The sequence below is a fragment of the Kribbella sp. NPDC020701 genome (assembly GCF_055562215.1).
The window spans coordinates 62,388-85,012 of the sequence record NZ_JBVHFT010000002.1 but is presented as its reverse complement, the minus strand read 5'-3'; the positions used below and the strand labels follow the sequence as shown (position 1 = coordinate 85,012).

Below are 22,625 nucleotides of genomic sequence, written 5' to 3'. Positions count from 1 at the left end.
ACAGCCGCACATCCCGTCGCCGGTCGGCCGCCAAGTGGTGTCGTCATCGATGGGGCCGCGCCCTTGACTTGGTTCTGGGCGGCGTTCTTACCATGGGCGTAGTACGAAAAGACCCGGTTACCGGGTCTCACCTTTGGCAGTCGGGGACGGGGCAGGACCACCGGAGGTCCATTCGTCCTGGGGACCTGGTGGGGGAAAGCGCCGGTCCCGTGCTTGAGGGGGCAGTCCAGCATGAAAGAACTGGACGCATCGCAGAAACAATCATCCAACAGCGGTTTCACCGCATCCCGCTCATCATTAGCCCGGCTGGCAGGCCCCTTGGCCTTCGCAGCGGGCCTGTTGATGGTCGTGGTCGAGGTGGTGATCTTCCCGATCGTCGATCGCGACGATCGCGTGGGTACGTCGACGAACTCTGTATACCGGGTCAGCGGTGTCGTGTACTTCGTGGCTTTCTGCCTGCTGTTGCTCGCAGTGGTCGCGGCGTACGCATGGGAGGCGCAGGAGGCGGGCCGGTTCGGCGTCGTGGGCGTGATCGCCGCGATCGTGGGCATCATGTTCCTCGGCGGTGACCTGTGGTTCGAGACGTTCTACGTCACCTACCTCGCCGACACCGCACCTGAGGTTCTGGACGCCGATCCGGGGGGTCTGCTCGTGATCGGCGCGGTGTCGAGCTATCTGCTGTTCGCAATCGGTTGGGCACTGTTCGGCATCGCGAGCCTGCGAGCCGGGGTGTTCCCACGTGCCATCTGCGTCGCCATCGTGATCGGCGGCCTGATCGGATTCCAGGCGCTGCTGCCGCCATTCGGCATCCCGCTCGGGCTGGCGATGATCTGGTTGGGCGTCTGGATGATCAGAACGCCCGTACCGGCGAGCGCGACGGAGGCAGTCTCATGACCACGACCGGACCCGTCACGAGCCCTACTGCACCGGTACGCCGTTCCTGGAGCGGCTGGCGCACGTTCTTCGTGATTATCGGCAGCTTGCTCATCCTGGCCGGCGGCGCTTCGGTCGTTGGCGGCGTGGTCGGGCTCTGGGCCCACGCACAGCGCGACGCCGACGGCTACCACACCGCCGGCCCCGAACGCCTCACCACTGACGCCTTCGTCTTGACCGCGCCGTCCATGGATGTCGGCATCACCGGTCCCGACGCCATCGCCGCCGGGGACCTGCTCGGCGACGTACGTATCACGGTCACGTCGACGAAGGACACACCGGTGTTCGTCGGCATCGGCCCCGCCGACGACGTCGCCAAGTATCTCGACGGCGTCCGCCGCAGCGAGGTCGCGGACTTCGACGCCGACCCGTTCACGGTCAGCTACGTGCAACATCCGGGCGGCCAACCCACCGCGGATCCCACCACGCAAGACTTCTGGGTCGCGTCCGACAGCGGAACCGGAACCCGCACCCTCACCTGGAACGTTGCTAACGGCAACTGGTCGATCGTTGTCATGAACGCCGACCGATCGGCGGGAGTCGACGCCGACATCAGCCTCGGAGCCACGCTGCCGGTCCTCCTGCCGGCCTCCATCGCCGCGGTCGTGGTGGGCGGCCTGCTGCTGCTCATCGGCATGGTGATCATCGTGGTGACGATCGCAACCCGCCCCACCGTCGGCCAGTCGGTGCAAGCCCCACCACCAGGCCCGGTCACGGCGCAATGACTTCGGCCCACTGACGGCCAAGCCAGATCACGGCATGGTCGAACCAGCCCCTATCCGACGCCCCGACCATCGATAGCCAGTTCTCACTGACTCGATCGGCGCCACTCTGCGACGCGCATGAGCGCGGTCGCGCACGGCCCACGAAGGTAAGGAGTCCCTCAATGATGTTCTCATCGGAGAAGCGACGCGGCCGGTGGACGGTGGTCGTCGCCCTCGCGGCCGCGGTGAGCCTGGCCACGGCACCGGCCGTCTCGGCGTCAGCCACGACGCCATCAGCGGCACCAGCAAGATCCTCGAGCGGTCAGCCGCCGCCAGAAGTTCAGGCCGCGCTCGATGAGGTCGTCGCGGCCGGCGCGCCCGGCGCGATCGCGTTGGTTCGGGTGGGCGATCGTACGTACCGGTTCTCCAGTGGGTACGGCAACCTCGCTCCGCTGACGCCGATCCGCATCGGCGATCTGTCCCGGATCGGTGGCGTCACGAAGTCGTACACGGCCACCGTGGTCCTCCAGTTGGTCGGCAAGCGAGTACTCAAGCTCAACGACACGGTCGAGAAGTGGCTCCCCGGGGTCTTCCCCAACGGCGAAGGGATCACGATCCGCCAACTGCTCAATCACACCAGCGGCATCTTCGACTACGTCCAGGACGACAGAGTCTTCGCGCCGTACCTCGGAGGAGACCTGACCCTGCCCTTCGATCCCCGCGAGGGGGTCAGAATCGCGGCCGAACACGACCCGCTCTTCGCACCGGGAACAGGCTGGTCGTACTCGAACACCAACTATCTCCTGCTCGCGATGATCGTCGAGAAGGCCACCGGTCACTCGATCGGGTCCGAGCTTCGCAGCCGTATCTTCAAACCACTCGGGCTCGATCACACGAGCTACCCGACCACGTCAGAGATCCGTGGCTCGTACCTCCACGGCTACTGGACCATCTTCGGACCCGAGCCGACCGACTTCACGCCGCTCAGCCCCACCCTGCTCGGCGCTGCCGGAGCAATCCTGGCCAGCGCCGACGATGTCGCCCGCTTCTATCGGGCGCTGCTCCGCGGCCGCCTGCTGAAACCCGGCGTTCTGAAGGCCATGCAGACCATTGACCCGGTCGCCGACGAGCCTCCCGGGGCCATCGACGCGGGTATCCCCGGCGGCGGCTGGGGTTTGGGGCTGCTCCGAGAGACGTTCTCCTGCGGTGAGGCCTGGGGTCACGACTCCGAGATCCCGGGTTACACGACTGCGGCGTGGAACAGCAAGGACGGCACCCGTCAGGTCGTCGTAGTCGTCAACATGGACGGCTTCCCCCACGACCACCCGGTGCCGACGGCGATGCGCAACGTCCTCGGCAAGGCCTACTGCGGGAGCTAGGCGGCACCATGACGCACTGACGAGCTCAGTAAGAAGCCGTCCCACTTCAACCACCCGCATCCGCCGGGCATGCGGGTGGTTGCTCGACCGCTCAGACCTGGTCGGTGGGCATGATCCACAGCTCGCCGACGGCGGTGTGGCGTGGTCGGGTGACCATGTAGACGACGCCGTCGGCGATGTCCTCGGGAGCGAGAACCTCGGTCTGGTCATAGAACGGGTCGATCAGCTGATCGCGTACGTCGGGCCTGTTGTGCGACCCCAGTTCGGTGTTCACCCCACCGGGCTCCAGGACACCGACGCGCACGTGGCGCCGGGTGACTTCCTGGCGCAGCGCCTCTGTGAATCCGTTGACCCCGAACTTGGTCACACCGGCATTCGTCCTCAACGGACGACTCGACGTACTGACCGCCAACGCACTCGGGTGTGCGCTCTTCTCGCCGGTCTACGCCGACCCCGCCCGGCCACCGAACAACGCCCGGTTCATCTTCCTCGACCCGCACGCCTCCGACTTCTTCCGCGCCTGGGACTCGGTTGCCAACGACACCGTCGCACTTCTGCGCGCCGAGGTCGGTAGAGATCCGTACGATCGGCAACTGTCTGACCTGGTCGGGGAACTGTCCACTCGCAGCGATGAGTTCCGGATCCGCTGGGCCGCACGCAACGTCCGGGTCCACACCACCGGCATCAAGCTCCTTCACCACCCGGTCGTGGGAGACCTTGACCTGCCGTTCGAGTCCTTCCCGCTGGCGAGCGACCCGAGCCAGAGCCTTCTCACCTACACCGCCGAGCCGCAATCCCCCTCGCAAGACGCCCTGAATCTGCTGGCCAGCTGGGCAGCGACCAACAAGCTCGAACACCCGGCGTCGTTATCCGACTGAGTGGACTGCGGTTAGCCGAAGTCGACGGTGAAGTGGTTTCTGAGATGGGTGAGGGTGGCGTCGACGAAGTCGGCTGGCCAGGTCTCGCCGGTGACCTCGGCGAGGGCGGTGCCGCGGCGGATGAACTCGCGGCAGATGTATTGGTTGGCCTTGATGATGTCGGCCGGTTCGCTGCCCGCCGCCGGGATCGCTTCCAGGGCGGCGCGTTGTTCGGCGGAGAGCAAGGCGTTGAGTCGCTTGGCACCACCAGTACGTCGTACGCCGCGCTCGGCGAGCATGAGCGCGATGAGTTGGTCGCGGACCGCGCCGATGCCCTGGTTCGCGACGACGCGTTCGTCGCGGCCGAGGACTGTGACGAGGTTCCCGAGGAAGTAGAAGAAGAGGTTCACCGGTCCGGCCGGCCAGTACGGTTCGCTTGGCCGACCACCCTGCTGCGCGATGTCGCCGTCCGGGAACAGGGTCCCGTCCCGGTCGAACAGCACGCGCACCCCGTCGTACTGCAAGCGGTCGAAGGACTTCAGCGGATGCACGATCAGGTCGACGTGCAGCCAGTCAGCTGTGATCCCCAGGCCACCGATGAGCCCCGGCAGTTTGTCCGCGAACACCGCCGGCCCCGCGAGCTCCCGCAGTACGTCGTCCCAGTGGTCCTCGAACCACCCCACGCTCTCGTCCGTCACGACGAGATGCACATCAACATCACTGAACTTGTCGGCCTCGCCCGTCCCGTAACTCCCGATCAGGTAGACCGCGAGCACCCGCCCATCCCCAGGCAACACCTCACGAGCCCGCTCGATAACCCCTTGCTGCCGCTCATCCCCAGTAGCCACCAACCCAAGCTAAGCCGTCCCCCCACCTGATCCCCACCCACCCCCATGCCCGCCCTCGGTGACGCTCTGTTTGGTCGGGGTCCACAGGGTGGTGGGGACTTGGGTGGAATTGTCGGGGGGCGGCGCTAGGGTTGCGGGCGTGGAAGCCCCCCTTGCGTTGTACCGCCGGTATCGCCCGGAGACGTTTTCCGAGGTGATCGGGCAGGACCATGTCACGGCGCCGCTGCGGAATGCGTTGAGCAACAACCGGGTGAACCACGCCTATTTGTTCTCCGGGCCGCGCGGGTGTGGGAAGACCACCAGCGCGCGGATCCTGGCGCGGGCGATCAACTGCGAGAAGGGCCCGATCGCGGAGCCGTGCGGGGTGTGCAAGTCGTGCACCGACCTGGCTCGTGGTGGTCCCGGCAGCATCGACGTGATCGAGATCGACGCGGCATCGCACGGTGGTGTGGACGACGCGCGGGATCTGCGCGAGCGGGCGTTCTTCGCGCCGGTCGAGAGCCGCTACAAGATCTACATCATCGACGAGGCGCACATGGTGACCACGCAGGGCTTCAACGCCCTGCTGAAGCTGGTCGAGGAACCGCCGCCGCACCTCAAGTTCATCTTCGCCACCACCGAGCCCGACAAGGTGATCGGGACGATCCGCTCCCGGACCCACCATTACCCGTTCCGCCTGGTGCCGCCGAAGGTGCTCGGCGACTACATGGCTTTTCTCTGCGAGTCCGAGGGCGTGACCATCGAGTCTGCCGCGCTTCCGCTGGTTGTCCGCGCGGGTGCCGGGTCGGTGCGTGATTCGCTGAGTGTCCTCGACCAGCTGATCGGCGGCGCCGGGCCGGAAGGTGTGACGTACGGGCTGGCCGTCGCGCTGCTCGGGTTCACACCGGACTCGTTACTCGACGCGTGTGTGGACGGGTTTGCCGCGCATGACAGCGCGGCCGTGTTCGAGACGATCGAGAAGGTCATCGAGACGGGGCAGGACCCGAAGCGGTTCGCGGAGGATCTGCTGCGGCGACTGCGGGATCTCGTGATCCTGTCCGCCGTACCGAATGCTGTTGCGTCCGGCCTGATCGAGGCAGCTGAGGATCAAGGTCAGCGGCTGCAGACCCAGGCGGCCGGGATTGGCGCCGCGGAGCTCACCCGGGCGGCCGACATCGTGGCGGCCGGCCTGCTGGAGATGCGTGGTGCGACAGCTCCGCGGCTGCAGCTCGAACTCATCTGCGCCAAGGTCCTGCTGCCGGGCGCCGACGACTCGACCAACGGCATCCAGGCGCGCCTGGATCGGATGGAACGCCGGCTGACCATCGGAGTCCCCGCCGGTACGCCGGACGCCGCGCCCGCGCAGCCGGTTGGTGCGCCGGCGTCTTCGGGCGATCTCGCGAGCGGACCGGCTCAGGACGCGGCCACGAGCCGGGCCGCGGCCCGGGCAACCGCCGGTGGCACGGGCGGGGCGGCCCCCGCCGGAGCGGCTGCGGGAGCCGGAGCTGCTGAGAGCAAAGCCGCGGGAGCCGACGCCGGGGCAAGCGGTGCGGCCGCCGGCGCTGACGCGGCGCCGACCGGTGGTGCTGCGAGTGCCGCTGGCGGAGCTTCCGGTGGCGGCGACGCGGCAGACCGTGGCGCGGGCGCTGCTGGTGGCGTGGCGGCGAGAGGTGCTGCTGGTGCCGGTACGGCGGGGAGCGGTCGCGGCCGGGGAGACATCGCGAGTGGTGCTCGTGGCGCTTCTGGCGCTGGCTCGGCTGCTGGTGCTGGGCGTACAGGAGCTTGGGGGGATGAGTCTGCTTCGGCAGGCGCTGGGCAGGCGACGGGTGGTGGCTCGGGTGCGGTGACGGCAGGTGCGTCGGCGTCGGGATCGGGGGCGGGTGCGGCGCCGGGAGCTGGGAGTGCGGGGGCTCTGTCTGGTGCTGGTACCGGGTCCGTGGGGCTGGCGGATGTTCGGCGGTTGTGGCCTGAGGTGCTCGAGGCGGTGAAGAGCAAGCGGCGGTTCGCGTGGATCATGCTCAGCCAGAACGCGCAGGTCATCGGGATCGACGAGCAGACGTTGACGCTGGGGTTGGTGAATGCGGGGGCTCGGGAGAGCTTCGCTCGTTCCGGGAGCGATGAGATTCTCCGGCAGGCGATGATCGACACCATCGGGTTGAACCGGCGGATCGAAGCTGTTGTCGATCCGTCGACGGACCCCGGTGGAGGTGGTGGACAACACGCAGGCGGTCCTCGGGCCGGCGGGCCGCAAGCCGGCAGCCCGGGCTCAGCTGGTCCGGGTTCAGGTGGCTCAGGCGCAGGTGGTCCGGGCCCAGGTGGTCCGGGATCGGCCGCTCCGGGGTCCGGTGGTCCGGGGTCGGCCGGTTCGGGGCCTGGTGGTTCGGGGTCGGCTGGTTTGGGTGCGGGCGGGTCTGCCGCGGGTGGTTCCGAGGCCGGCGGAGTAGGCGCGGGGTCGGGAGCCGGAAGCCCGAATGCGGGGCCGGGAACCGGTGGAGCGGGTGCAGTCGGGTCCGCGGCCGGTGGTCCGGCGAGCGGCCCGAGCGCGGGCGGTCCAGGCGCGGGAGCGGGTGCCGGCGGATCGAGCGCAGGGTCGAGTGCTGACGGTCCGGGCACGGGGCCGGGTGCTGGTGTGGACGCGCGGTCCGGTAGCTGGGGGGCCGGTGAGACCGCGGGTGGCGCGGCTCGCGGCTCGGGCGGGGATCAGTCGGGTGGCGGTCAATCGGCGGGGAACGCCGGTGGGACTGCGGGTGGCTCACGTGGGGCTGCGAGTGCGGGCGAGTGGGGTGACGGTGGGGGTACGGCGATTGCCTTGCAGGAGCCGCCGCCGGATCCGGAGTACGACGTACCGCCGGAGGATCCGTGGGAGGACGGGCCGGTGGCGCGGTCGGCGCCGCGGGCTGGTCGGGCCGGCGGGGCTCAGGCGCCTGGAGGTCCTCAGGCCGGCGGGGCGCAGGCGCCAGGAGGTGCTCAGGCGACCGGGGTGTCCGGGTCGCCGCCGGGGAGGTCCGGAGCGACCAAGGCGTCCGATCGGCGGGAGCAGGCTGCGAGTAAGCGGCGTGCGGCCGAGGCGGCTGTTGCCGCGGAGCAGGCGCGGCGGGCGGCTGCGGCTCCCGTGGCTCCGGAGGTGCCGCTGACTCCGGAGGAGGAAGCGGACGCGATCGGTGAGGACGACATGGTCCTGGAGGAGGACTCGCGGTCGCATACGGATCTGCTGCGCGAAACCCTCGGCGCACAGATCATCACCGAAGAACCCAACTGACCCTCGCTCACAGGTCGCGATCCGGGCCGGTCCGGTCGATGGTGAGCACCCCAATGGGCCAGCGACAGCCTCTGCAGGCCCACAGGTCTTCCACAAGAGGTGGGGATGGTTGCGGTGGGTGTCCACACAATCCACAGGGTGTGGATTGTGGTGTCCACAGGGCTGTGGACAAGTTGGGGAGACTGGTCTGTTTCTGGGCGAACGTGGGGTTGTCCGGGCGACCGGCTAGTGTTGAGGCTCGGGCTAGTCACGGAGCGGTTGGGACGAGGAGATCGCGGTGTTCGACGGTGGCGGTGCTGGGGGCTTCGACATGTCCAACCTGCTCGCGCAGGCGCAGGCGATGCAGAACCAGTTGATGGAGGCTCAGGCCGACCTGGAGAGCCAGGAGATCGAGGGCTCGGCCGGCGGTGGGCTGGTGACCGCGCTGGTTTCCGGCACGGGTGAGCTGCTCAGCCTGAACATCAAGCCGGAGGCCGTCGACCCGGACGACACCGAGACGCTGGCCGATCTGATCGTCGCCGCGGTGCGCGACGCCGCCGAGAACGCGAAGGAAGCCGCGGCCCGCGCGATGGGCCCGCTGGCCGGCGGCATCCCAGGATTCGGTTCGGAAGGCCCCGGGTTCGGCGGCGGTCCCGCGGCCCCGGCCGGCTTCAGCCCGCCCGGCGCCCCGACGGTCCCGGCGGAGAGCCCCGCGGACGATGACGACGAGAGCGGCACCAGTGGTCCGGGCAGTTCCGGGTCGGTGAACAACCCTGGCATCGGGTTCACCAACCCCGGCAGTGGGACCGGGTCTCCCGGTCAGAACCCGGGCTGACGTGTACGAAGGGGCCGTTCAGGATCTCATCGACGAGCTCGGCCGGTTGCCCGGCGTCGGTCCGAAGTCCGCTCAGCGGATCGCGTTCCACCTGCTCGCCGCCGACGAGACCGACGTACGCCGGCTCGCGCATGTGCTCGTGCAGGTCAAGGAGAAGGTCAAGTTCTGCGAGATCTGCGGCAATGTCGCCGAGGAGGAGCAGTGCCGGATCTGCCGTGACCCACGGCGTGACCTGAGCCTGATCTGCGTGGTCGAGGAGGCCAAGGACGTGGTCGCGATCGAGCGGACCCGCGAGTTCCGCGGCCGGTACCACGTGCTCGGCGGGGCGATCTCGCCGATCGAGGGGATCGGTCCGGACGAGTTGCGGATCAAAGAACTCCTCCAGCGGCTGGCCGGCGACGAAGTGCAAGAGATCATCCTGGCCACCGACCCGAACCTCGAAGGTGAGGCGACGGCGACGTACCTCAGCCGCTTGCTGCGGCCCATGGGCTTGCGCGTCACCCGATTGGCTAGTGGACTTCCTGTAGGCGGTGACCTCGAGTATGCCGACGAGGTCACACTCGGACGGGCGTTTGAAGGGCGACGATCGATCGATGACTGAACCAACCGATATTGCGGAGCGGGCGCTGACCACGGACTCCGAGGACCTGACGGAGTTCGCCGAGCAGATCGCGGACCAGGTGCGGAGCTTCCTCATCTCGGTGCGCGACATCGCCGCGCAGCCGGACGAGGACGGCGTCGACGAAGGCCTCGCCTCACTGCCGTACTTGCTGCTCGAGGTGAGCCAGCTCCTGCTCGCGGGTGGCCGGCTCGGGGCGTTCGAGGACTTCGTCCCGGAGGAGCGGTTCGAGAGCGACGCCGGACCGGATCCGGATCTGGACGCGATGCGTGACCGGCTCGCGGTGCTGTTCGAAGGCCTGGACGAGTACGCCGAGGTCTTCGACCCGTACGCCGCACCGCCTGAGATCACCGTGAACCGGCTGTCCGACGACCTCACCGCGATCGCGACCGACCTCGTGCACGGTCTCGCGCATTACGAGGAAGGCCGGATCGTCGAGGCGCTGTGGTGGTGGCAGTTCTCCTACGTGTCCACCTGGGGTGCCGCGGCGAGCGCCGTACTGCGGGCGATCCAGTCGCTGATCGCGCACGACCGGCTGGAGCCGGCCCACGACCCGGAAACCGAAGCCACCGACCGCGAACTCGTCGAGGTCGCAGAGGAAGCAGTCCAGCGCCGCTGAAGTTATCCACAGGCGTACTCCGACCGGCCACGCAAGGGGTTCCTCAGCTACTACGGTGAGGGCTCGGTCCGGATCAGGAGGCGTCGTGCAGGAGCAGTTGGATGTTGGCGTGGGTGCGGTTTTCACGACCTCGCGAAAGCGCCCGATCATCGTCGCGGTGATCACGACCGTGCTGTTCCTCGTCATCGTGCCGAAAGACGTCAGGTCGTTCGCCGACCCCGACCCCATCCGTGAGTACCTGATCGGCATCGTCATCACGACCATCTTGTGGTTGCTGTTCCTGGTCGTCGCCGTGCGGAACTGGCGTGTTGCCCTCAGGCGCCCGGCCGAGCTGCGGCTGACCTCGACCGGGATCGCGGTGCGCCGGGACGGACGTGAGCTGACAGCCGCGTGGACTGCGGTCGGTCAGATTCGGATCGACGGGGACGATCGGCGGCCCTGGGTGGTGGCCTGGCTCGATCCGGCGCTGAGCCCGGACGACGTGCCCGCGCCGCGTCGCTCCGACGGCGCCTACAAACTCTTCCCGGTCGCGCATGGGCAGCCGATGAAGAGGCGCATGGCGCAATTGAAGGATCTGCGTGGGGCGATTACGGGGTACGGACGCCGGTATCTCGACGGCGGTTTCTGAAGGTTGGATGGGTCAATGTCTGTCTACGAGGTGATTCGGCGGCTGCCGGACGTGTCGAGCGTACGGCGGGTCAGTCGTGCGCTGGCGGTGCTGGATCTGATTCTTGATGACAACCCGGATCAGCTGCCTTACTTCGCGTTCGACGCGCGGTGGTCGGAGACCGAGGAGGCTGCGTTGATGCGGGACGGGTCGGGGAACGAGTACTCGATCGTGTTCTCGCCCGACGGTGCGTTCGCGTACGGGTTCGACCACGAGTCGCCGATGTCGCCGTACGCCAATGACCAGAAGACGTGGCCCGGGCTGCTCGATGGTGTGCCGGAGGTCTTTCATGGCGCGCGGGACGAGCCGGCCTTCAGCGATGGTGTGCCGAGGGCGACGGTGTGTTTCTGGCGTACGACGGACGACACGGCTTGGCGCTGTGGTCCGGTGGAGGACGCGAAGAACGACGGAGCCGACTGGTTGTTCGAGGTGATCGCGGACGGGCGCCCGGAGGCTTACCTCACCTTCGCCGAGGACTACTACGAAGTCGCGCTCGACCTCGAGGCGATCCGGCACGTCTACGCGTTGATGCCACTGACCGAGTACGTCGTGACGTCGCTCAACCGGCAGCGTCGGCTGACCGATCTTGCCGAAGGGATCGCCGAGATCGGTTACCCGCGGTCCTGAAGCGCGTTAGCGTGACGCCCGATGACAACGCATCCCCAGGATCCGGTGTTGATCGGGTCGTTCACGATCCAGGGCCGGCTCGGCCGTGGCGCGATGGGTGCCGTCTACCTGGCCCGCTCGCCGGGCGGTCGCCTGGTCGCGGTGAAGGTGGTCCGCGACGAACTGGCCGGTGACGCGGCCTTCCGGGCCCGGTTCGCCCGCGAGATCGAGGCCGCGCGCAAGGTCAGCGGCGCGTTCACGGCCGCGGTCGTCGACGCCGACCCCGACGCGGAACATCCCTGGCTCGCCACGGAGTATCTGCCCGGACCGACGCTGCAGAAGGCGATCGACACCTCCGGACCGCTCACGCCGGGCGGCGTGCAGTCGCTCGCGGGCGGCCTGGCCGAGGCGCTGATGGCGATCCACGCCGGCGGCCTGGTTCACCGCGACCTCAAACCGTCGAACATCGTCCTGACCGAGAACGGTCCACGGGTGATCGACTTCGGCATCGCCCGCGCGCTCGAGGAAGCGAGCCTGACCGCGACCGGCGTGGTCGTGGGTACGCCCGGCTATCTGTCGCCGGAGCAGATCACCGGTACGGCGATCGGCGCCGCGAGCGACGTGTTCGCGCTGGGGGCGGTCCTGGTCTTCGCCGCGTCCGGCCGCGGTCCGTTCGCCCACGGGAATCCCGCGTCCCTGCTGCATCGGATCGTCCACGAGCAACCACAGATCCCGCCGCTGCCCAGTCCGCTCCAGGACGTCGTACGCCGTTGTCTCGCAAGGGATCCCGCCCATCGGCCGACCCCAGCGGAACTCCTGCACGTCCTCGGATCGCCGGCGAACACCGCGGTCCTACCGCCGAGCGCACAGACGGTCGCCTTCCCGCCACCACCCACAAAGCTCCTGCCTGCACCACCGCAAACACGCCAGCCACAACCAGCCCAGCCACAACCAGCGCCACCGCAAAGACCGCAACCAACCGGCGCCGCCTTCACGACCAGCCGAACCCGGCCGGCGATCATCGCGGCGATCACCACGTCCTTCTTCCTTGCCTGGTTCCCGCGCGACCAACAGACGCTGGACCAGTACCCGGCCCTCAGCGTGGTCTTCGGCATCCTCGACCTGATCCTTCTGTACTTCGCCATCCGCAGTTGGCGCCTGGTCCTGCGCCGCCGCGTCGTCCTTCGCCTGTCTCCACAGGGATTGACGGTCGAACGCGGCTACAAGCAAGCCTCCATCCCGTGGAGCGCCGTCACCCGCCTCCGCGTCGGCGGCGATGTCCGACGCCCGTGGCTGATCGCGTGGCTGGACACGCCGTACCAATCCACGCTGCCGGCCCCGAGGCGCCGCCACCACGGCGGCCTCCGCATCTACCCGATCGCCCACGGCGCCACCGTCAACCGCCGCATCCGCCAGGTCGACGAACTCCGCGCAGCCCTCAACTGGTATGCCGGTCACCTCCACGACAACTCGTACTAGCGTGGCCGTCATGAAGGTACGTGCTGTCACCGACACGGACCGAGACGCCGTCGTCGAACTGCTGACCGCGGCGACCGGCACGACCGCCGTCGCCCACGGAACCGTCTACGAACCCGCGACGCTGCCCGGCCTGGTCGCCGAGGAAGACGGCCGGATCGTCGGCCTCCTCACCTACACGATCGCGAACGACGAGTTCGAGGTCGTCACGATTGACGCGCCCGTGCGACACCTCGGCGTCGGCAGTGCCCTGATGTCCGCGGCCGTCGAGCTCGCCCGGCAGGCCGGCGCCACGCGGCTCTGGCTGATCACCACGAACGACAACCTGGACGCGGTCCGGTTCTATCAGCGCCGCGGGCTGCGGATCGTGGGTGTGTCCCCGGGTGCGGTGGACGAGTCCCGCAAGCTGAAGCCGTCGATCCCGCTCACGGGCGCGTATGGCATCCCGCTGCGCGACGAGCTGACGCTGGAGCAGCGACTCGACTAGAGCGGGACCATCAGGCATGACTCAGTCCGGCAGCATCGGCACGGTCAGCCCCTGATCCCGGCCGAGCAGGATGCCGCGGGTGATCGCGTTGGTGCCGAACTTGTCCTTCACCTGATCCAGTGCGGAGTCGAGCTCGTCGTTCGCGGCCTTGTCGAAGGGCAGCGCGAGCTGCAGGGCCGCCTCGTTCTCCAGGTTGCCGACCGAGATGCCGATCATCGTGATCCCCTGGGTCGCGATCAGCGGCCGTGCCGCGGTCAGCAACGCCCGCGCGGTGATCAGGATCGCCCGAGTCTGATCCGTTGCCTGGGGCAACGTATGGGATCGGGTCGCCCGGCTGAAGTCGTCGAAGCGCAGGCGCAACGTGACGGTCCGCCCGGATCGCCCCGCCGTCCGCATCCGGCGTGTCACCCGGTCGACCAGCCCGGCCAGCACGGCGTCGAGGGTGGCCGGTGACTTGGGCGATCGGCCGAGCGCCCGCTGCGAGCCGATCGACCGCCGTCGTCGCCCGACCTCGATCGGCCGGGGATCGCGGTTGTGCGCCAAGGCGTGCAGATGCCGCCCGGACGCGCGCCCGAGCATCGCGACCAGCGCGGCCTCGGGCAGCATCGCGACATCGCCGACCTTGGTGAGTCCGCGATTCCGCAGCTTCTCCGCGGTGACCTCGCCCACGCCCCAGAGCCGCTCGACATCCAGCGGGTGAAGAAACTCCAGCTCCCGGTCCGGCGCAACTTCCAGCAGACCGTCCGGCTTCGCCACTCCACTGGCCACCTTGGCCAGGAACTTCGTCCGCGCCACCCCGACCGTGATCGGCAGGCCGACCTTCGACAGCACCTCGGCCCGCAGCCGCTCAGCGATCTCCAGCGGAGTCCCGCGGATCTTCCGCAACCCACCCACGTCGAGGAACGCCTCGTCGATCGACAGCCCTTCCACCAGTGGCGTGGTGTCCTCGAACACCTTGAACACCGCCTTGCTGGCCTCCGAGTACGCCGACATCCGCGGGTCGACCACGATCGCGCCGGGGCAGCGGCGCAACGCCTGTCCACCGTTCATCGCGGTGCGCACGCCGTACGCCTTGGCCTCGTAGCTGCAGGCCAGGACGACGCCGGCGCCGACGATCACCGGGCGGCCGCGCAGGCGTGGGTCGTCCCGCTGCTCGACCGACGCGTAGAACGCGTCCAGATCGGCATGCAGGATGTTCGCCGCGCGGAGTTCCGACACGAACACATGTTCGCATACGCCGCCGACAAATGAGATAGGGAGAAATCCCGACGCGGCCGGCAGGTTTGTCAGGACAGAATGCAGCCCATGGACCTGACGGCGTACCGCGATCTCTGGAAGACCCACGGTGTGGTGGCGCTGCTGGCCTCGGCCCTCGTCGCGCGGATGCCGGTCATGGCGACGATGGTCCCTCTGGCGTTCCTGGCCAAGGATGCCGCGGGCAACTTCGGATGGGCCGGCGTGGTCGCGGGCGCCTACTCCGTCGGTACGGCGGTCGCCAGCGTGGTGTGGTCGCGACTGGCGGATCGCCGGGGTGCGCGCAAGGTCGTGATCGGCACGGGGATGGCGTGGGGCGCGTCGATGGCCGTGGTCGCCCTGCTGCCGTACAGCTGGTTTCGAGTGCTGCCGGTCGCGGCGGCCGTGGCCGGCGTCTTCGTTGCGCCGGTCACCTCGGCCTTGCGGGCCAACTGGCCGCGGATCGTGCACGGCTCGCGGTTGCGAGCGATCTACTCACTCGACGCGACCGCGCAGGAGTTGCTCTTCGTCATCGGCCCCATGACCGGCGCCCTGATGGTCAGCTTCGCCAGTCCTCGGGTCGGGCTGCTGGCATGCGCAGTCACCGCGGCCGCGGCCATCTGGTGGTTCGGGCTGAAGCAGCAGCCGCCGGTTCCGCACGACGAGAGCACCGGGCCCAGGCCGACCGTACGGCAGTTGCTGTTGCACCAGCACCGGACACCGATGTTGCTCGCGTGGTTCTGCCTGGTGATGGGCTTCGCGGCGATGTCGCTCGGCATGGTCGCGGTCGCCGACGAGCATGGCAACCGGTTGATCGCCGGCGTGCTGGAGATGGTGGCTGCGATCGGCAGCGTGACCGGCGGACTGGTCGGTGGTGCGCTGCCGGGCCGGCACAACTCCTACACCTGGCGGCGGATGCTCGCGCTGACCGTCCTGATCATGGGCTGTGTCTTCGTGACGTCGTCCGTGGTCGGGCTGGCGGTGATGATGTTCGCGGCGGGCTGTCTGATTGCTCCGACGATCGCAGCCGTCTACGAGCGCGCGGGTGTGCTGACGCCAACGGCTGCGCACACCGAGATCTTCGGCTGGATGCAGAGCGGCGGAATGATCGGGTCTGCGGTCGGGGCCGCTGTGGCCGGCGCGGCGGTCGAGGCGTTCGGGGTCCGCTACGCGTGGGTCCTGGCGGCCGGCCTCGGCGTCCTCGCGACCCTGTCCCTGCTGCGCGTGCCGCCCCACCGGCCGGCCGAGTCCACCGACTTCGAAGCCGCGGTCGCCGCATAATGCATGCGGTAACTGGCCTCCAGTACGCCGCCGTCCCGCGCGCACATGGAAATCAGCCGCAACGTACGGCGATCCAGCAACGTCCCGCGTCCCACGGCCACCGGATGGATGAGGAGGGACACCTCGTCGATCAACCGCCACCGCAGCAGCGAGCGGATCAACGTCAGGCTCCCGACGACGTGCAGGTCGGCGCCCGGCACCTCCTTCAGTGCCGTCAGCACCCGGCGTGGATCACCTTGCAGTACTTCGGCGTACGGGCGCGCGCCCACCGGACGGGACGCGATCACGAGCTTGCGGGCCTGGTCCAGGCCGGCGACGGCACCGGCGTACTGCTCGAATGTCTCCCGGCCGAGCACGACCGTCTCGGTGCCGGTCAGCAGCTGGTCCAAAGCGAGGCCGGGAGAGGGAAGCCACTGCTCCGGCTTGTCGACGATGCCGTCCTCCGACATGCAGAGTCTGGCGACGATGGTGCGCATCACGAACTCCTCTGGATCTACTACTTACCCAGATGCTTCGCGCCGGCAGAAGGTTGTTCAGGGCTGCCGGCGGCCGCGGTGGATCTCTGTCTCGAGCGCGTCCAAGCGATTGACCCAGAACTTGCGATACCGGTCCAGCCAGGTGTCGATCTCGCGCAGTGGACCGGGCTCCACGGCGTACAGCCGTCGGGTGCCGTCCGCCGTGACTGTCGCGAACCCGTTGTCGCGCAGGACCCGCAGATGCTGGGAGACGGCCGGCTGGCTGATCCCGAACTCGCTGCCGATCGTCGCGGCGATCCTGCCGGCCGGCAGCTCGCCGTCGGCCAGTAGCTCCAGGATGCGGCGCCGGACCGGATCGCCGAGGATGTCGAACGCGTGCACGGCGCCAGTATTTCAGTGATGACTTATATGAACAAGAGCCCTGTCCGGCGGGACGCTTTCCGGCACCTCGCCACCCCGGCCGGGGAACCTTCCGGCGGGGGACGGATCGGCCGGACGACTCGACCAGGTGCTGGTCAGGCGGTAGGCAACGAGCGGGTCACGGCTAGAATGACCCGGATACGACTACGCCTGGTGCAACGCCGCACGGCGTACCGCAACCAGTGGTTTGAGTGGTTTGAGGAGACACAACTGTGGGACGCGTCGTACACAAGTACGGCGGTTCTTCGGTCGCCGACGCCGATGGCATCAAGCGCGTGGCCCAACGGATCGTCGCGACGAAGAAGGCCGGGAACGACGTGGTGGTGGTCATCTCCGCCATGGGCGACACCACCGATGAACTGATGGACCTGGCCCAGCAGGTCTCCCCGCTACCCCCGCCGCGCGAGCTGGACATGCTGCTCACCTCGGGTGAGCGGATCTCCGCCGCGCTGCTGGCGATGGCGATCGCCAACCTGGGCTACGAGGCACGCAGCTTCACCGGCTCGCAGGCCGGCGTGATCACCACGTCCGCGCACGGCAACGCGCGCATCATCGACATCACGCCGGGCCGGATCGAAGGGGCCCTCGGCGAGGGCCACATCGCGATCGTGGCCGGTTTCCAGGGCGTCGCCCAGGACACCAAGGACATCACCACGATGGGCCGCGGCGCCTCCGACACCACCGCGGTCGCGCTGGCCGCCGCGCTGGAGGCCGACTATTGCGAGATCTACACCGACGTGGACGGCATCTTCACCGCGGACCCGCGGATCGTGCCGGCCGCGAAGCAGATCCCGAAGATCTCCTACGAGGAGATGCTCGAGATGGCTGCCTGCGGCGCCAAGGTGCTGCACCTGCGTTGCGTCGAGTACGCGCGGCGCTACAACGTCCCTGTCCATGTGCGCTCCTCCTTCTCGCAGAAGGAAGGCACCTGGGTCGTCGATGCGAAGGAACTGGTTCAGATGGAACAGGCGATCATCTCCGGCGTTGCCCACGACCGCGGAGAGGCCAAGATCACCGTGGTCGGCGTGCCGGACAAGCCGGGCGAGGCGGCCCGGATCTTCGAGACGGTCGCCGGCGCCGAGACCAACATCGACATGATCGTGCAGAACGTCTCCGCGGTCGCCACCAACCGGACCGACATCTCCTTCACGCTGCCCCGCGCCGACGGCGCCCGGGCGATGTCCGCGCTGGCCCGGATGAAGGACGAAGTGGGCTACGAGCAGTTGCTGTACGACGACCAGATCGGCAAAGTGTCGGTGGTCGGTGTCGGAATGCGCTCGCACCCGGGCGTGTCCGCGAAATTCTTCTCCGCGCTCGCCGACGCCGGCGTGAACATCGAGATGATCTCGACCTCGGAGATCAGGATCTCGGTGGTGATCGACGAGAACCTTGTAGACGCAGCCGTCACAGCGGCGCACACTGCATTCGACCTGGACGACGAGCACACCCAAGCTGTCGTGTACGGAGGAACTGGACGGTGACACCTGTGAGCGCTTTGGACCACGAGACCGAAGACCGGGCGGGCCTGCCCTCGCTGGCGGTGGTCGGGGCGACCGGCGCCGTCGGGACGGTGATGCTGGCCCTGCTCTCGACCCGCGAGAACGTCTGGGGAGAGATCCGGCTGATCGCGTCCGAGCGCTCCGCGGGCAAACGCTTGAAGGTCCGCGGCGAGGAGGTCGAGGTCGTCGCGATCAGCGAGGACGCCTTCGACGGCATCGACGTGGCGATGTTCGACGTACCGGACCAGGTGTCCGCGCACTGGGCGCCGATCGTGGCCGCCAAGGGTGCCGTCGTGGTCGACAACTCCGGCGCGTTCCGGATGGACCCGGACGTCCCGCTGGTGGTGCCCGAGGTGAACGCCGAGGCGGCCCGGAACCGGCCGAAGGGCATCATCTCCAACCCCAACTGCACGACGCTGTCGATGATCGTCGCGATGGGTGCGCTGCACCACCGTTACGAGCTCGAGCAGCTCGTCGTGTCGTCGTACCAGGCCGCTTCGGGTGCCGGGCAGGAGGGCATCGACGCGCTCTACGACCAGCTCACCAAGGTGGCCGGCAATCGTGAACTGGGCACCACGCCGGGCGACGTACGGCGGGTGATCGGCAACGGGCTCGGCCCGTTCCCGGCTCCGCTGGCGCTGAACGTCGTACCGTGGGCCGGCTCGCTGAAGGACGACGGCTGGTCGTCGGAGGAGCTGAAGGTCCGCAACGAGTCGCGCAAGATCCTCGGGCTGCCCGATCTCAAGGTGTCCGCGACCTGTGTCCGCGTTCCGGTGGTCACCACGCACTCGTTGTCGGTGCACGCGCGGTTCGTCCAGGAGGTCGACGCCGACGGTGCCCGGGAGGTACTGCGGGACGCTCCGGGCGTGCTGCTGTTCGACAACCCGGCCGAGGGTGAGTTCCCGACCCCGGCCGACGTGGTCGGCACCGACCCGACCTGGGTCGGGCGGATCCGCAAGTCGCTGGACGACCCGAACGCGCTCGAGCTGTTCGTCTGCGGCGACAACCTGCGCAAGGGTGCGGCACTGAACACCGCCCAGATCGCCGAGGTCGTCGCCAAGGAGTTCATCAAAGCCTGAACCCCAGCAAACAAAGGGCTCCCGAGTGGGAGCCCTTTGTTGTCTCCGGCAACGGTTAGAGCCAGTTCTCCCGGGCGGCGTGCAGCGCGAGCTGGAAGCGGGTGCTGGCGCCGGTGCGGTTCATCAGGCGCTCGAGGTAGCGGAAGAACGTCCGGCGGCTGATGCCCAGCGTGCGCGCGATGGTGTCGTCGGCGGCACCGGTCGCGAGCAGGGCGAGCAGCCGGCGCTCGATCGGTTCGAGCCGGTCGTCCTCGGTGCCGACCGAGGCGTGCAGCGGCAGCGCGTTGCGCCAGCAGAGCTCGAACATGCCGATCAGGGCGGTGAGCAGACTGCTCGGCCGGATGATCAGCAGCGACCGGTTCACATCGGTGTCGCGCACCGACATCGACACGAACGCGATCGAGCCGTCGATGATGGTCAGCTTCGCCGGTACGTAGGGCAGCACCCGGGCCTGCTCGCCGGCCTCCACGCACGGGAGGATGTTCTCGGTCAGGTACCCGGGCACCTCGACCGACTCGGGCGAGTAGACGACCCGGTACGAGACGCCGCGCTTGAGGTGCTCGATCTCCTCCTGGTTCGGGCCGCCGATGTAGTACGGCGGGGAGTCGATGGCCAGGATCTCCCGCTGCGCTCCACCTTTGATCTGGTGGATCCGCTCGACGATCGCGCTACCGGTGACGACCTCGATCAGGTGCGTGGTCGACTCGTTGTGCACGGTCCGGCGGAACTCGTCGTACGCGTTCAGCACCTCGATGCGGGCCTGCTTCAGCTCCGACTCGCGGCGCAGCGTCATCGCCTCCAGGCCGGCGTCCGGGGGGACCGGGAGAAACCGGGAATGGTCCGATCCGGACCGTCGCGCCAGGCCTGCCTGGACCAGTCCACCGAGCGTCGAGTCGATGCTGGCGGACCGGCCGGGGACCGCCTCGTCCAGTTCGGTGATCGACGACGGGCCGGTTCGCAGCAGGTGCTGGTAGACCTTGACCTCGTCGTCGCTGAGTCCGAGCACCTTGAGATGGTCGGCACGCTCCGTGTCCGTTGTGCTCACAACTCTCCCCTCCCTTCCGAGTGCTGTCACCGTCCGCTACCGTCCCCTCCAGAATAAGACGGCCGATCCAGAGCGGTTCGCACTGTCCGTGTCGTCGTGAATGCGCCTAGCGATATTTGTTGTCCTGTCAGCATTCTTGTGCCGTGTCACCATCTGGCCACCATTTCCGCGCAGTTGTGAGCGAGAATTGAGGTCCAGCAGCCCGGCGACGGACCACCTGAGCGCCGCCGGGCTGCTGTTCCAATTCTGGCCCGAGTTCGCTGCCACGTCAGCGGAGCCCGTTTCGGTTGGGTCTCGATCCCGGCGCATCGGTGCCCTCGCACTCCCGTGCCATCACCGGCTGTGCTGGAGGGTGTACAAACTGTGCATCTCCATCGTGAGGCCGATGAGGAGGAGAGTCCGATGCGACCGGTTCCGCCACGTTCCGCGGTTCGCGTCGGTACTGCCGTCCCCAGCGCACCGATACCGGCATCGTCGCAGGGAATCCGGCCAGTCCGGGCATCCTTGCTCCGATCCCGGGCCGCGCTGCCTTCCGCCGGCCTCGGGCCCGTCTCCACATGTGCTGCGCGCGCCTGTCCGCGATCGCAGCACGTCTGGGAACGAGCCCAAGGTGCGATGACCGCCGCCCTGGTCATCGTACCGGCTGATCCGGCGGGTGCCCGGCCCTTCTCCGCCCAAGAGGGCCGGCCGTCCGGATCACGAGTGAGGCCCCGGGAGGTGCTGAGCGGAGCTCCGTGGATGGTGAGGCTGTCCATGGGGAGCGAGGACACGACGTCCGCCGCCCGGCTCGCCCCGGCCAGGAAGCATCGCCTGGGGCCTCACCGGTAACACCGGTACGCACGCCGCGCACCGGGCACCGGACAGTCGTTGGAGTCCAGCCGCAGGCTCTGCCGGCGCCTGGGATCAGTTTGCAGTGAGGAACGACGAGAGCACGGTGGCCGAGTAGCTGCCGTCGTGCAGTCGGCGGACGAAGCCCGGGCCCTGCGCCGCGATCTTCTGGGCCCGGCTGCGGTCGTCGAGCAGCCCGAGCACGACCTCGGCGATGTTCTCGACCGTCGTCTCGACGATGGGGAGCTCGTCACCGATCGCCTCGTGGACCCGCCGCCGGTTGTGCTCGGTGACGTGGCCCAGCACGAGCCGCCCGGCCGCCATGGCCTCGCAGGCCGTGACGCCGTAGCTGCCCAGCCGGAACTGGTCGAGCACGAGGTCGGCCGAGCCGATGATGCGGCGCACCTCCTCGGGGGAGACGCCCTCGATGCGGCGGTACTCGACCAGCCCGCGCTCGTGCAGGTCCGTCATCGCTTCGTCGACCTGCTCCGAGCCCTTGAACTTCGAGCTGGTGGGCATGTGCACCGCCACGGGCCGCGGCCGCTCCATCGCCGGGTCCGGGGTCTCCCAGAGGGCGACGTCGATGACCACCGGGCACCAGGTGGCGTCGGGGAGGTCGTCGAGGAGGTCGGGCGTGGACACGAAGGCCGGCAGGTCGAGTGAGGCCAGCCCGCGGAGATTGCGGCGGACCTGCCACTCCAGCACGTCGACCTCGGCCCACTCCTCCTGCACGTACGGCGACCAGGGGTAGTTCTCGCGGTGCAGGCTCGGCAGCCGCACATCGCGGCCGTGCGCGATGGTGGCGACCCGCAGGCCGTACCCACTCAGTACCCGCGCTTCGGTGAATACGTTGTTACTCAACATCGAGCCGAACATCGGCCGCTGTGCCTCGACGAGCGCATGCGTGAAACCCTGCCGGACGTACTCGAACTGCTCGCGCTGCCACTCGAGCGAGCGCAGGTAGACCTGGTCGGGCACGTGGTAGTCGGAGGAGAACCGGAAGCCGCTGGGGATGCCGACCATGCTGACGGCGCCGACGCCGGGCAATTGCTCGGCCGCGCGCGCCCAGAGCCAGCCCTGTCCGGCGAAGTTGGCCGGCGCCACGTACAGCCGGATGGGCGTGTCCGGCACCGGCGGACGGCTCGCGCGGGCCTGCTCGACGAGCTCCGGAGGCACCGGCGCGGCGGGCAGGACCACCCGCATCGGGACGCCACCGAGGCGGGCAACATAGTGGTCGGCCCGGCGCGGCAGCCGCCGCCGTAGCGCCTTGATCTGCGGACGGAAGGGGCGGAGGAGCGCTCGGACGGGGCCGCGGAGCGCGCGGAGCACGAGGCGGCGTGGCGCGCGAACCATGGTCTTGAGCTGCGACATCTAATGGCTTTCGTCGGAGGGGCGGGCAACGCGGGTAAGTGTCGTCGGTCTGCCCGCTCGGTGCTTAGACTACCCCGCTCGGTGCATAGACTACTCGCGACAATGCGCTCCAGCGGGCGCGTCTAAGCCACCTGGTGAGGAGAGAA

General features: G+C 68.6%; 21 protein-coding genes and 1 pseudogene. 15 read left to right on the top strand and 7 right to left on the bottom strand.

Features of this window, described 5'->3' with window-relative positions; genetic code table 11:
* Positions 1–318 precede the first annotated feature (318 nt).
* From ACZ3HV_RS03760 to ACZ3HV_RS03750, 3 genes are all read left to right on the top strand, one after another.
* Positions 319–894, top strand: coding sequence for a hypothetical protein (locus ACZ3HV_RS03760; RefSeq protein WP_465680579.1), 576 nt, complete (start codon positions 319–321; stop codon positions 892–894).
* Positions 891–1,658: a hypothetical protein gene (locus ACZ3HV_RS03755; RefSeq protein WP_465680577.1), complete on the top strand. Its 768-nt coding sequence runs from the start codon at positions 891–893 to the stop codon at positions 1,656–1,658. Before ACZ3HV_RS03760 ends, ACZ3HV_RS03755 begins: the two co-directional genes overlap by 4 nt.
* 161 nt (positions 1,659–1,819) lie before the next feature.
* On the top strand, positions 1,820–3,016 hold the full coding sequence (locus tag ACZ3HV_RS03750) for a serine hydrolase domain-containing protein (RefSeq protein WP_465680575.1): 1,197 nt from the start codon (positions 1,820–1,822) through the stop codon (positions 3,014–3,016).
* A gap of 91 nt (positions 3,017–3,107) precedes the next feature.
* Here the strand turns inward: ACZ3HV_RS03750 and ACZ3HV_RS03745 are convergent, their stop codons facing one another.
* Complete coding sequence (locus ACZ3HV_RS03745; RefSeq protein ID WP_465680574.1) at positions 3,108–3,383, bottom strand: SDR family NAD(P)-dependent oxidoreductase; 276 nt, start codon at positions 3,381–3,383, stop codon at positions 3,108–3,110.
* On the opposite strand from ACZ3HV_RS03745, the gene ACZ3HV_RS03740 reads away from it, so the two are divergent.
* Positions 3,376–3,894 carry an MmyB family transcriptional regulator gene (locus ACZ3HV_RS03740; protein WP_465680572.1) on the top strand — a complete coding sequence of 173 codons (519 nt, stop codon included), beginning with the start codon at positions 3,376–3,378 and terminating at the stop codon, positions 3,892–3,894. The genes ACZ3HV_RS03745 and ACZ3HV_RS03740 overlap by 8 nt on opposite strands.
* Positions 3,895–3,905: 11 nt before the next feature.
* Here ACZ3HV_RS03740 and ACZ3HV_RS03735 read toward each other — a convergent pair whose 3' ends face one another.
* Positions 3,906–4,721, bottom strand: coding sequence for an aminoglycoside 6-adenylyltransferase (locus ACZ3HV_RS03735; RefSeq protein ID WP_465680570.1), 816 nt, complete (start codon positions 4,719–4,721; stop codon positions 3,906–3,908).
* Positions 4,722–4,809: 88 nt separating this feature from the next.
* Here ACZ3HV_RS03735 and ACZ3HV_RS03730 point away from each other — a divergent pair, with 88 nt between their 5' ends.
* The 8 genes and pseudogenes from ACZ3HV_RS03730 to ACZ3HV_RS03695 all read left to right on the top strand — a co-directional run bounded on the left by ACZ3HV_RS03730 (position 4,810) and on the right by ACZ3HV_RS03695 (position 13,247).
* Positions 4,810–7,959 carry a DNA polymerase III subunit gamma and tau gene (locus ACZ3HV_RS03730; protein WP_465680568.1) on the top strand — a complete coding sequence of 1,050 codons (3,150 nt, stop codon included), beginning with the start codon at positions 4,810–4,812 and terminating at the stop codon, positions 7,957–7,959.
* Between the two features lie 310 nt (positions 7,960–8,269).
* Positions 8,270–8,539, top strand: a pseudogene (locus ACZ3HV_RS03725) (YbaB/EbfC family nucleoid-associated protein); the annotation flags it as partial.
* Positions 8,540–8,774: 235 nt separating this feature from the next.
* The gene (gene recR, locus ACZ3HV_RS03720; RefSeq protein ID WP_360364321.1) at positions 8,775–9,374 is read left to right on the top strand and encodes a recombination mediator RecR; all 600 of its coding nucleotides are present in this window, start codon (positions 8,775–8,777) and stop codon (positions 9,372–9,374) included.
* On the top strand, positions 9,367–10,011 hold the full coding sequence (locus ACZ3HV_RS03715) for a DUF5063 domain-containing protein (RefSeq protein ID WP_465680566.1): 645 nt from the start codon (positions 9,367–9,369) through the stop codon (positions 10,009–10,011). Before recR ends, ACZ3HV_RS03715 begins: the two co-directional genes overlap by 8 nt.
* An 85-nt stretch (positions 10,012–10,096) precedes the next feature.
* Positions 10,097–10,639: a hypothetical protein gene (locus ACZ3HV_RS03710; protein ID WP_465680564.1), complete on the top strand. Its 543-nt coding sequence runs from the start codon at positions 10,097–10,099 to the stop codon at positions 10,637–10,639.
* A 15-nt stretch (positions 10,640–10,654) separates the two neighbouring features.
* Entirely contained in the window at positions 10,655–11,305 is a 651-nt protein-coding gene (locus tag ACZ3HV_RS03705) for a hypothetical protein (protein WP_465680562.1), read from the top strand.
* A gap of 21 nt (positions 11,306–11,326) precedes the next feature.
* A complete protein-coding gene (locus tag ACZ3HV_RS03700; RefSeq protein ID WP_465680560.1) occupies positions 11,327–12,763 on the top strand; it encodes a serine/threonine-protein kinase in 1,437 nt (478 codons plus the stop codon).
* A gap of 10 nt (positions 12,764–12,773) precedes the next feature.
* A complete protein-coding gene (locus tag ACZ3HV_RS03695; RefSeq protein ID WP_465680558.1) occupies positions 12,774–13,247 on the top strand; it encodes a GNAT family N-acetyltransferase in 474 nt (157 codons plus the stop codon).
* A gap of 21 nt (positions 13,248–13,268) precedes the next feature.
* On the opposite strand, the gene dinB is transcribed toward ACZ3HV_RS03695, so the two are convergent.
* Positions 13,269–14,465, bottom strand: coding sequence for a DNA polymerase IV (gene dinB / locus ACZ3HV_RS03690; protein ID WP_465680556.1), 1,197 nt, complete (start codon positions 14,463–14,465; stop codon positions 13,269–13,271).
* 87 nt (positions 14,466–14,552) lie between these two features.
* Here dinB and ACZ3HV_RS03685 point away from each other — a divergent pair, with 87 nt between their 5' ends.
* The gene (locus ACZ3HV_RS03685) at positions 14,553–15,761 is read left to right on the top strand and encodes an MFS transporter (RefSeq protein WP_465680554.1); all 1,209 of its coding nucleotides are present in this window, start codon (positions 14,553–14,555) and stop codon (positions 15,759–15,761) included.
* On the opposite strand, the gene ACZ3HV_RS03680 is transcribed toward ACZ3HV_RS03685, so the two are convergent.
* Both ACZ3HV_RS03680 and ACZ3HV_RS03675 read right to left on the bottom strand, forming a co-directional pair.
* On the bottom strand, positions 15,647–16,237 hold the full coding sequence (locus tag ACZ3HV_RS03680) for a dihydrofolate reductase family protein (protein WP_465680552.1): 591 nt from the start codon (positions 16,235–16,237) through the stop codon (positions 15,647–15,649). The two genes, ACZ3HV_RS03685 and ACZ3HV_RS03680, sit on opposite strands and share 115 nt — an antisense overlap.
* A gap of 57 nt (positions 16,238–16,294) precedes the next feature.
* A complete protein-coding gene (locus tag ACZ3HV_RS03675) occupies positions 16,295–16,618 on the bottom strand; it encodes an ArsR/SmtB family transcription factor (protein WP_465680550.1) in 324 nt (107 codons plus the stop codon).
* A 251-nt stretch (positions 16,619–16,869) separates the two neighbouring features.
* Here ACZ3HV_RS03675 and ACZ3HV_RS03670 point away from each other — a divergent pair, with 251 nt between their 5' ends.
* Positions 16,870–18,138 carry an aspartate kinase gene (locus tag ACZ3HV_RS03670; RefSeq protein WP_465680548.1) on the top strand — a complete coding sequence of 423 codons (1,269 nt, stop codon included), beginning with the start codon at positions 16,870–16,872 and terminating at the stop codon, positions 18,136–18,138.
* Between the two features lie 5 nt (positions 18,139–18,143).
* Positions 18,144–19,235: an aspartate-semialdehyde dehydrogenase gene (locus ACZ3HV_RS03665; RefSeq protein WP_465680546.1), complete on the top strand. Its 1,092-nt coding sequence runs from the start codon at positions 18,144–18,146 to the stop codon at positions 19,233–19,235.
* A 55-nt stretch (positions 19,236–19,290) separates the two neighbouring features.
* Here the strand turns inward: ACZ3HV_RS03665 and ACZ3HV_RS03660 are convergent, their stop codons facing one another.
* Both ACZ3HV_RS03660 and ACZ3HV_RS03655 read right to left on the bottom strand, forming a co-directional pair.
* Entirely contained in the window at positions 19,291–20,280 is a 990-nt protein-coding gene (locus ACZ3HV_RS03660; RefSeq protein WP_465680544.1) for a helix-turn-helix domain-containing protein, read from the bottom strand.
* A gap of 903 nt (positions 20,281–21,183) precedes the next feature.
* A complete protein-coding gene (locus ACZ3HV_RS03655; RefSeq protein WP_465680542.1) occupies positions 21,184–22,479 on the bottom strand; it encodes a hypothetical protein in 1,296 nt (431 codons plus the stop codon).
* Positions 22,480–22,625 lie beyond the last annotated feature (146 nt).

What these genes read in the sequence shown, in the direction of transcription:
- ACZ3HV_RS03755 (WP_465680577.1), top strand. Translation starts at nt 891, where the DNA reads ATGACCACGACCGGACCCGTCACGAGCCCTACTGCACCGGTACGCCGT.
- ACZ3HV_RS03750 (WP_465680575.1), top strand. Translation starts at nt 1,820, where the DNA reads ATGATGTTCTCATCGGAGAAGCGACGCGGCCGGTGGACGGTGGTCGTC.
- ACZ3HV_RS03715 (WP_465680566.1), top strand. Translation starts at nt 9,367, where the DNA reads ATGACTGAACCAACCGATATTGCGGAGCGGGCGCTGACCACGGACTCC.
- ACZ3HV_RS03705 (WP_465680562.1), top strand. Translation starts at nt 10,655, where the DNA reads ATGTCTGTCTACGAGGTGATTCGGCGGCTGCCGGACGTGTCGAGCGTA.
- ACZ3HV_RS03700 (WP_465680560.1), top strand. Translation starts at nt 11,327, where the DNA reads ATGACAACGCATCCCCAGGATCCGGTGTTGATCGGGTCGTTCACGATC.
- ACZ3HV_RS03695 (WP_465680558.1), top strand. Translation starts at nt 12,774, where the DNA reads ATGAAGGTACGTGCTGTCACCGACACGGACCGAGACGCCGTCGTCGAA.
- ACZ3HV_RS03685 (WP_465680554.1), top strand. Translation starts at nt 14,553, where the DNA reads ATGGACCTGACGGCGTACCGCGATCTCTGGAAGACCCACGGTGTGGTG.
- ACZ3HV_RS03680 (WP_465680552.1), bottom strand. Translation starts at nt 16,237, where the DNA reads ATGCGCACCATCGTCGCCAGACTCTGCATGTCGGAGGACGGCATCGTC.
- ACZ3HV_RS03655 (WP_465680542.1), bottom strand. Translation starts at nt 22,479, where the DNA reads ATGTCGCAGCTCAAGACCATGGTTCGCGCGCCACGCCGCCTCGTGCTC.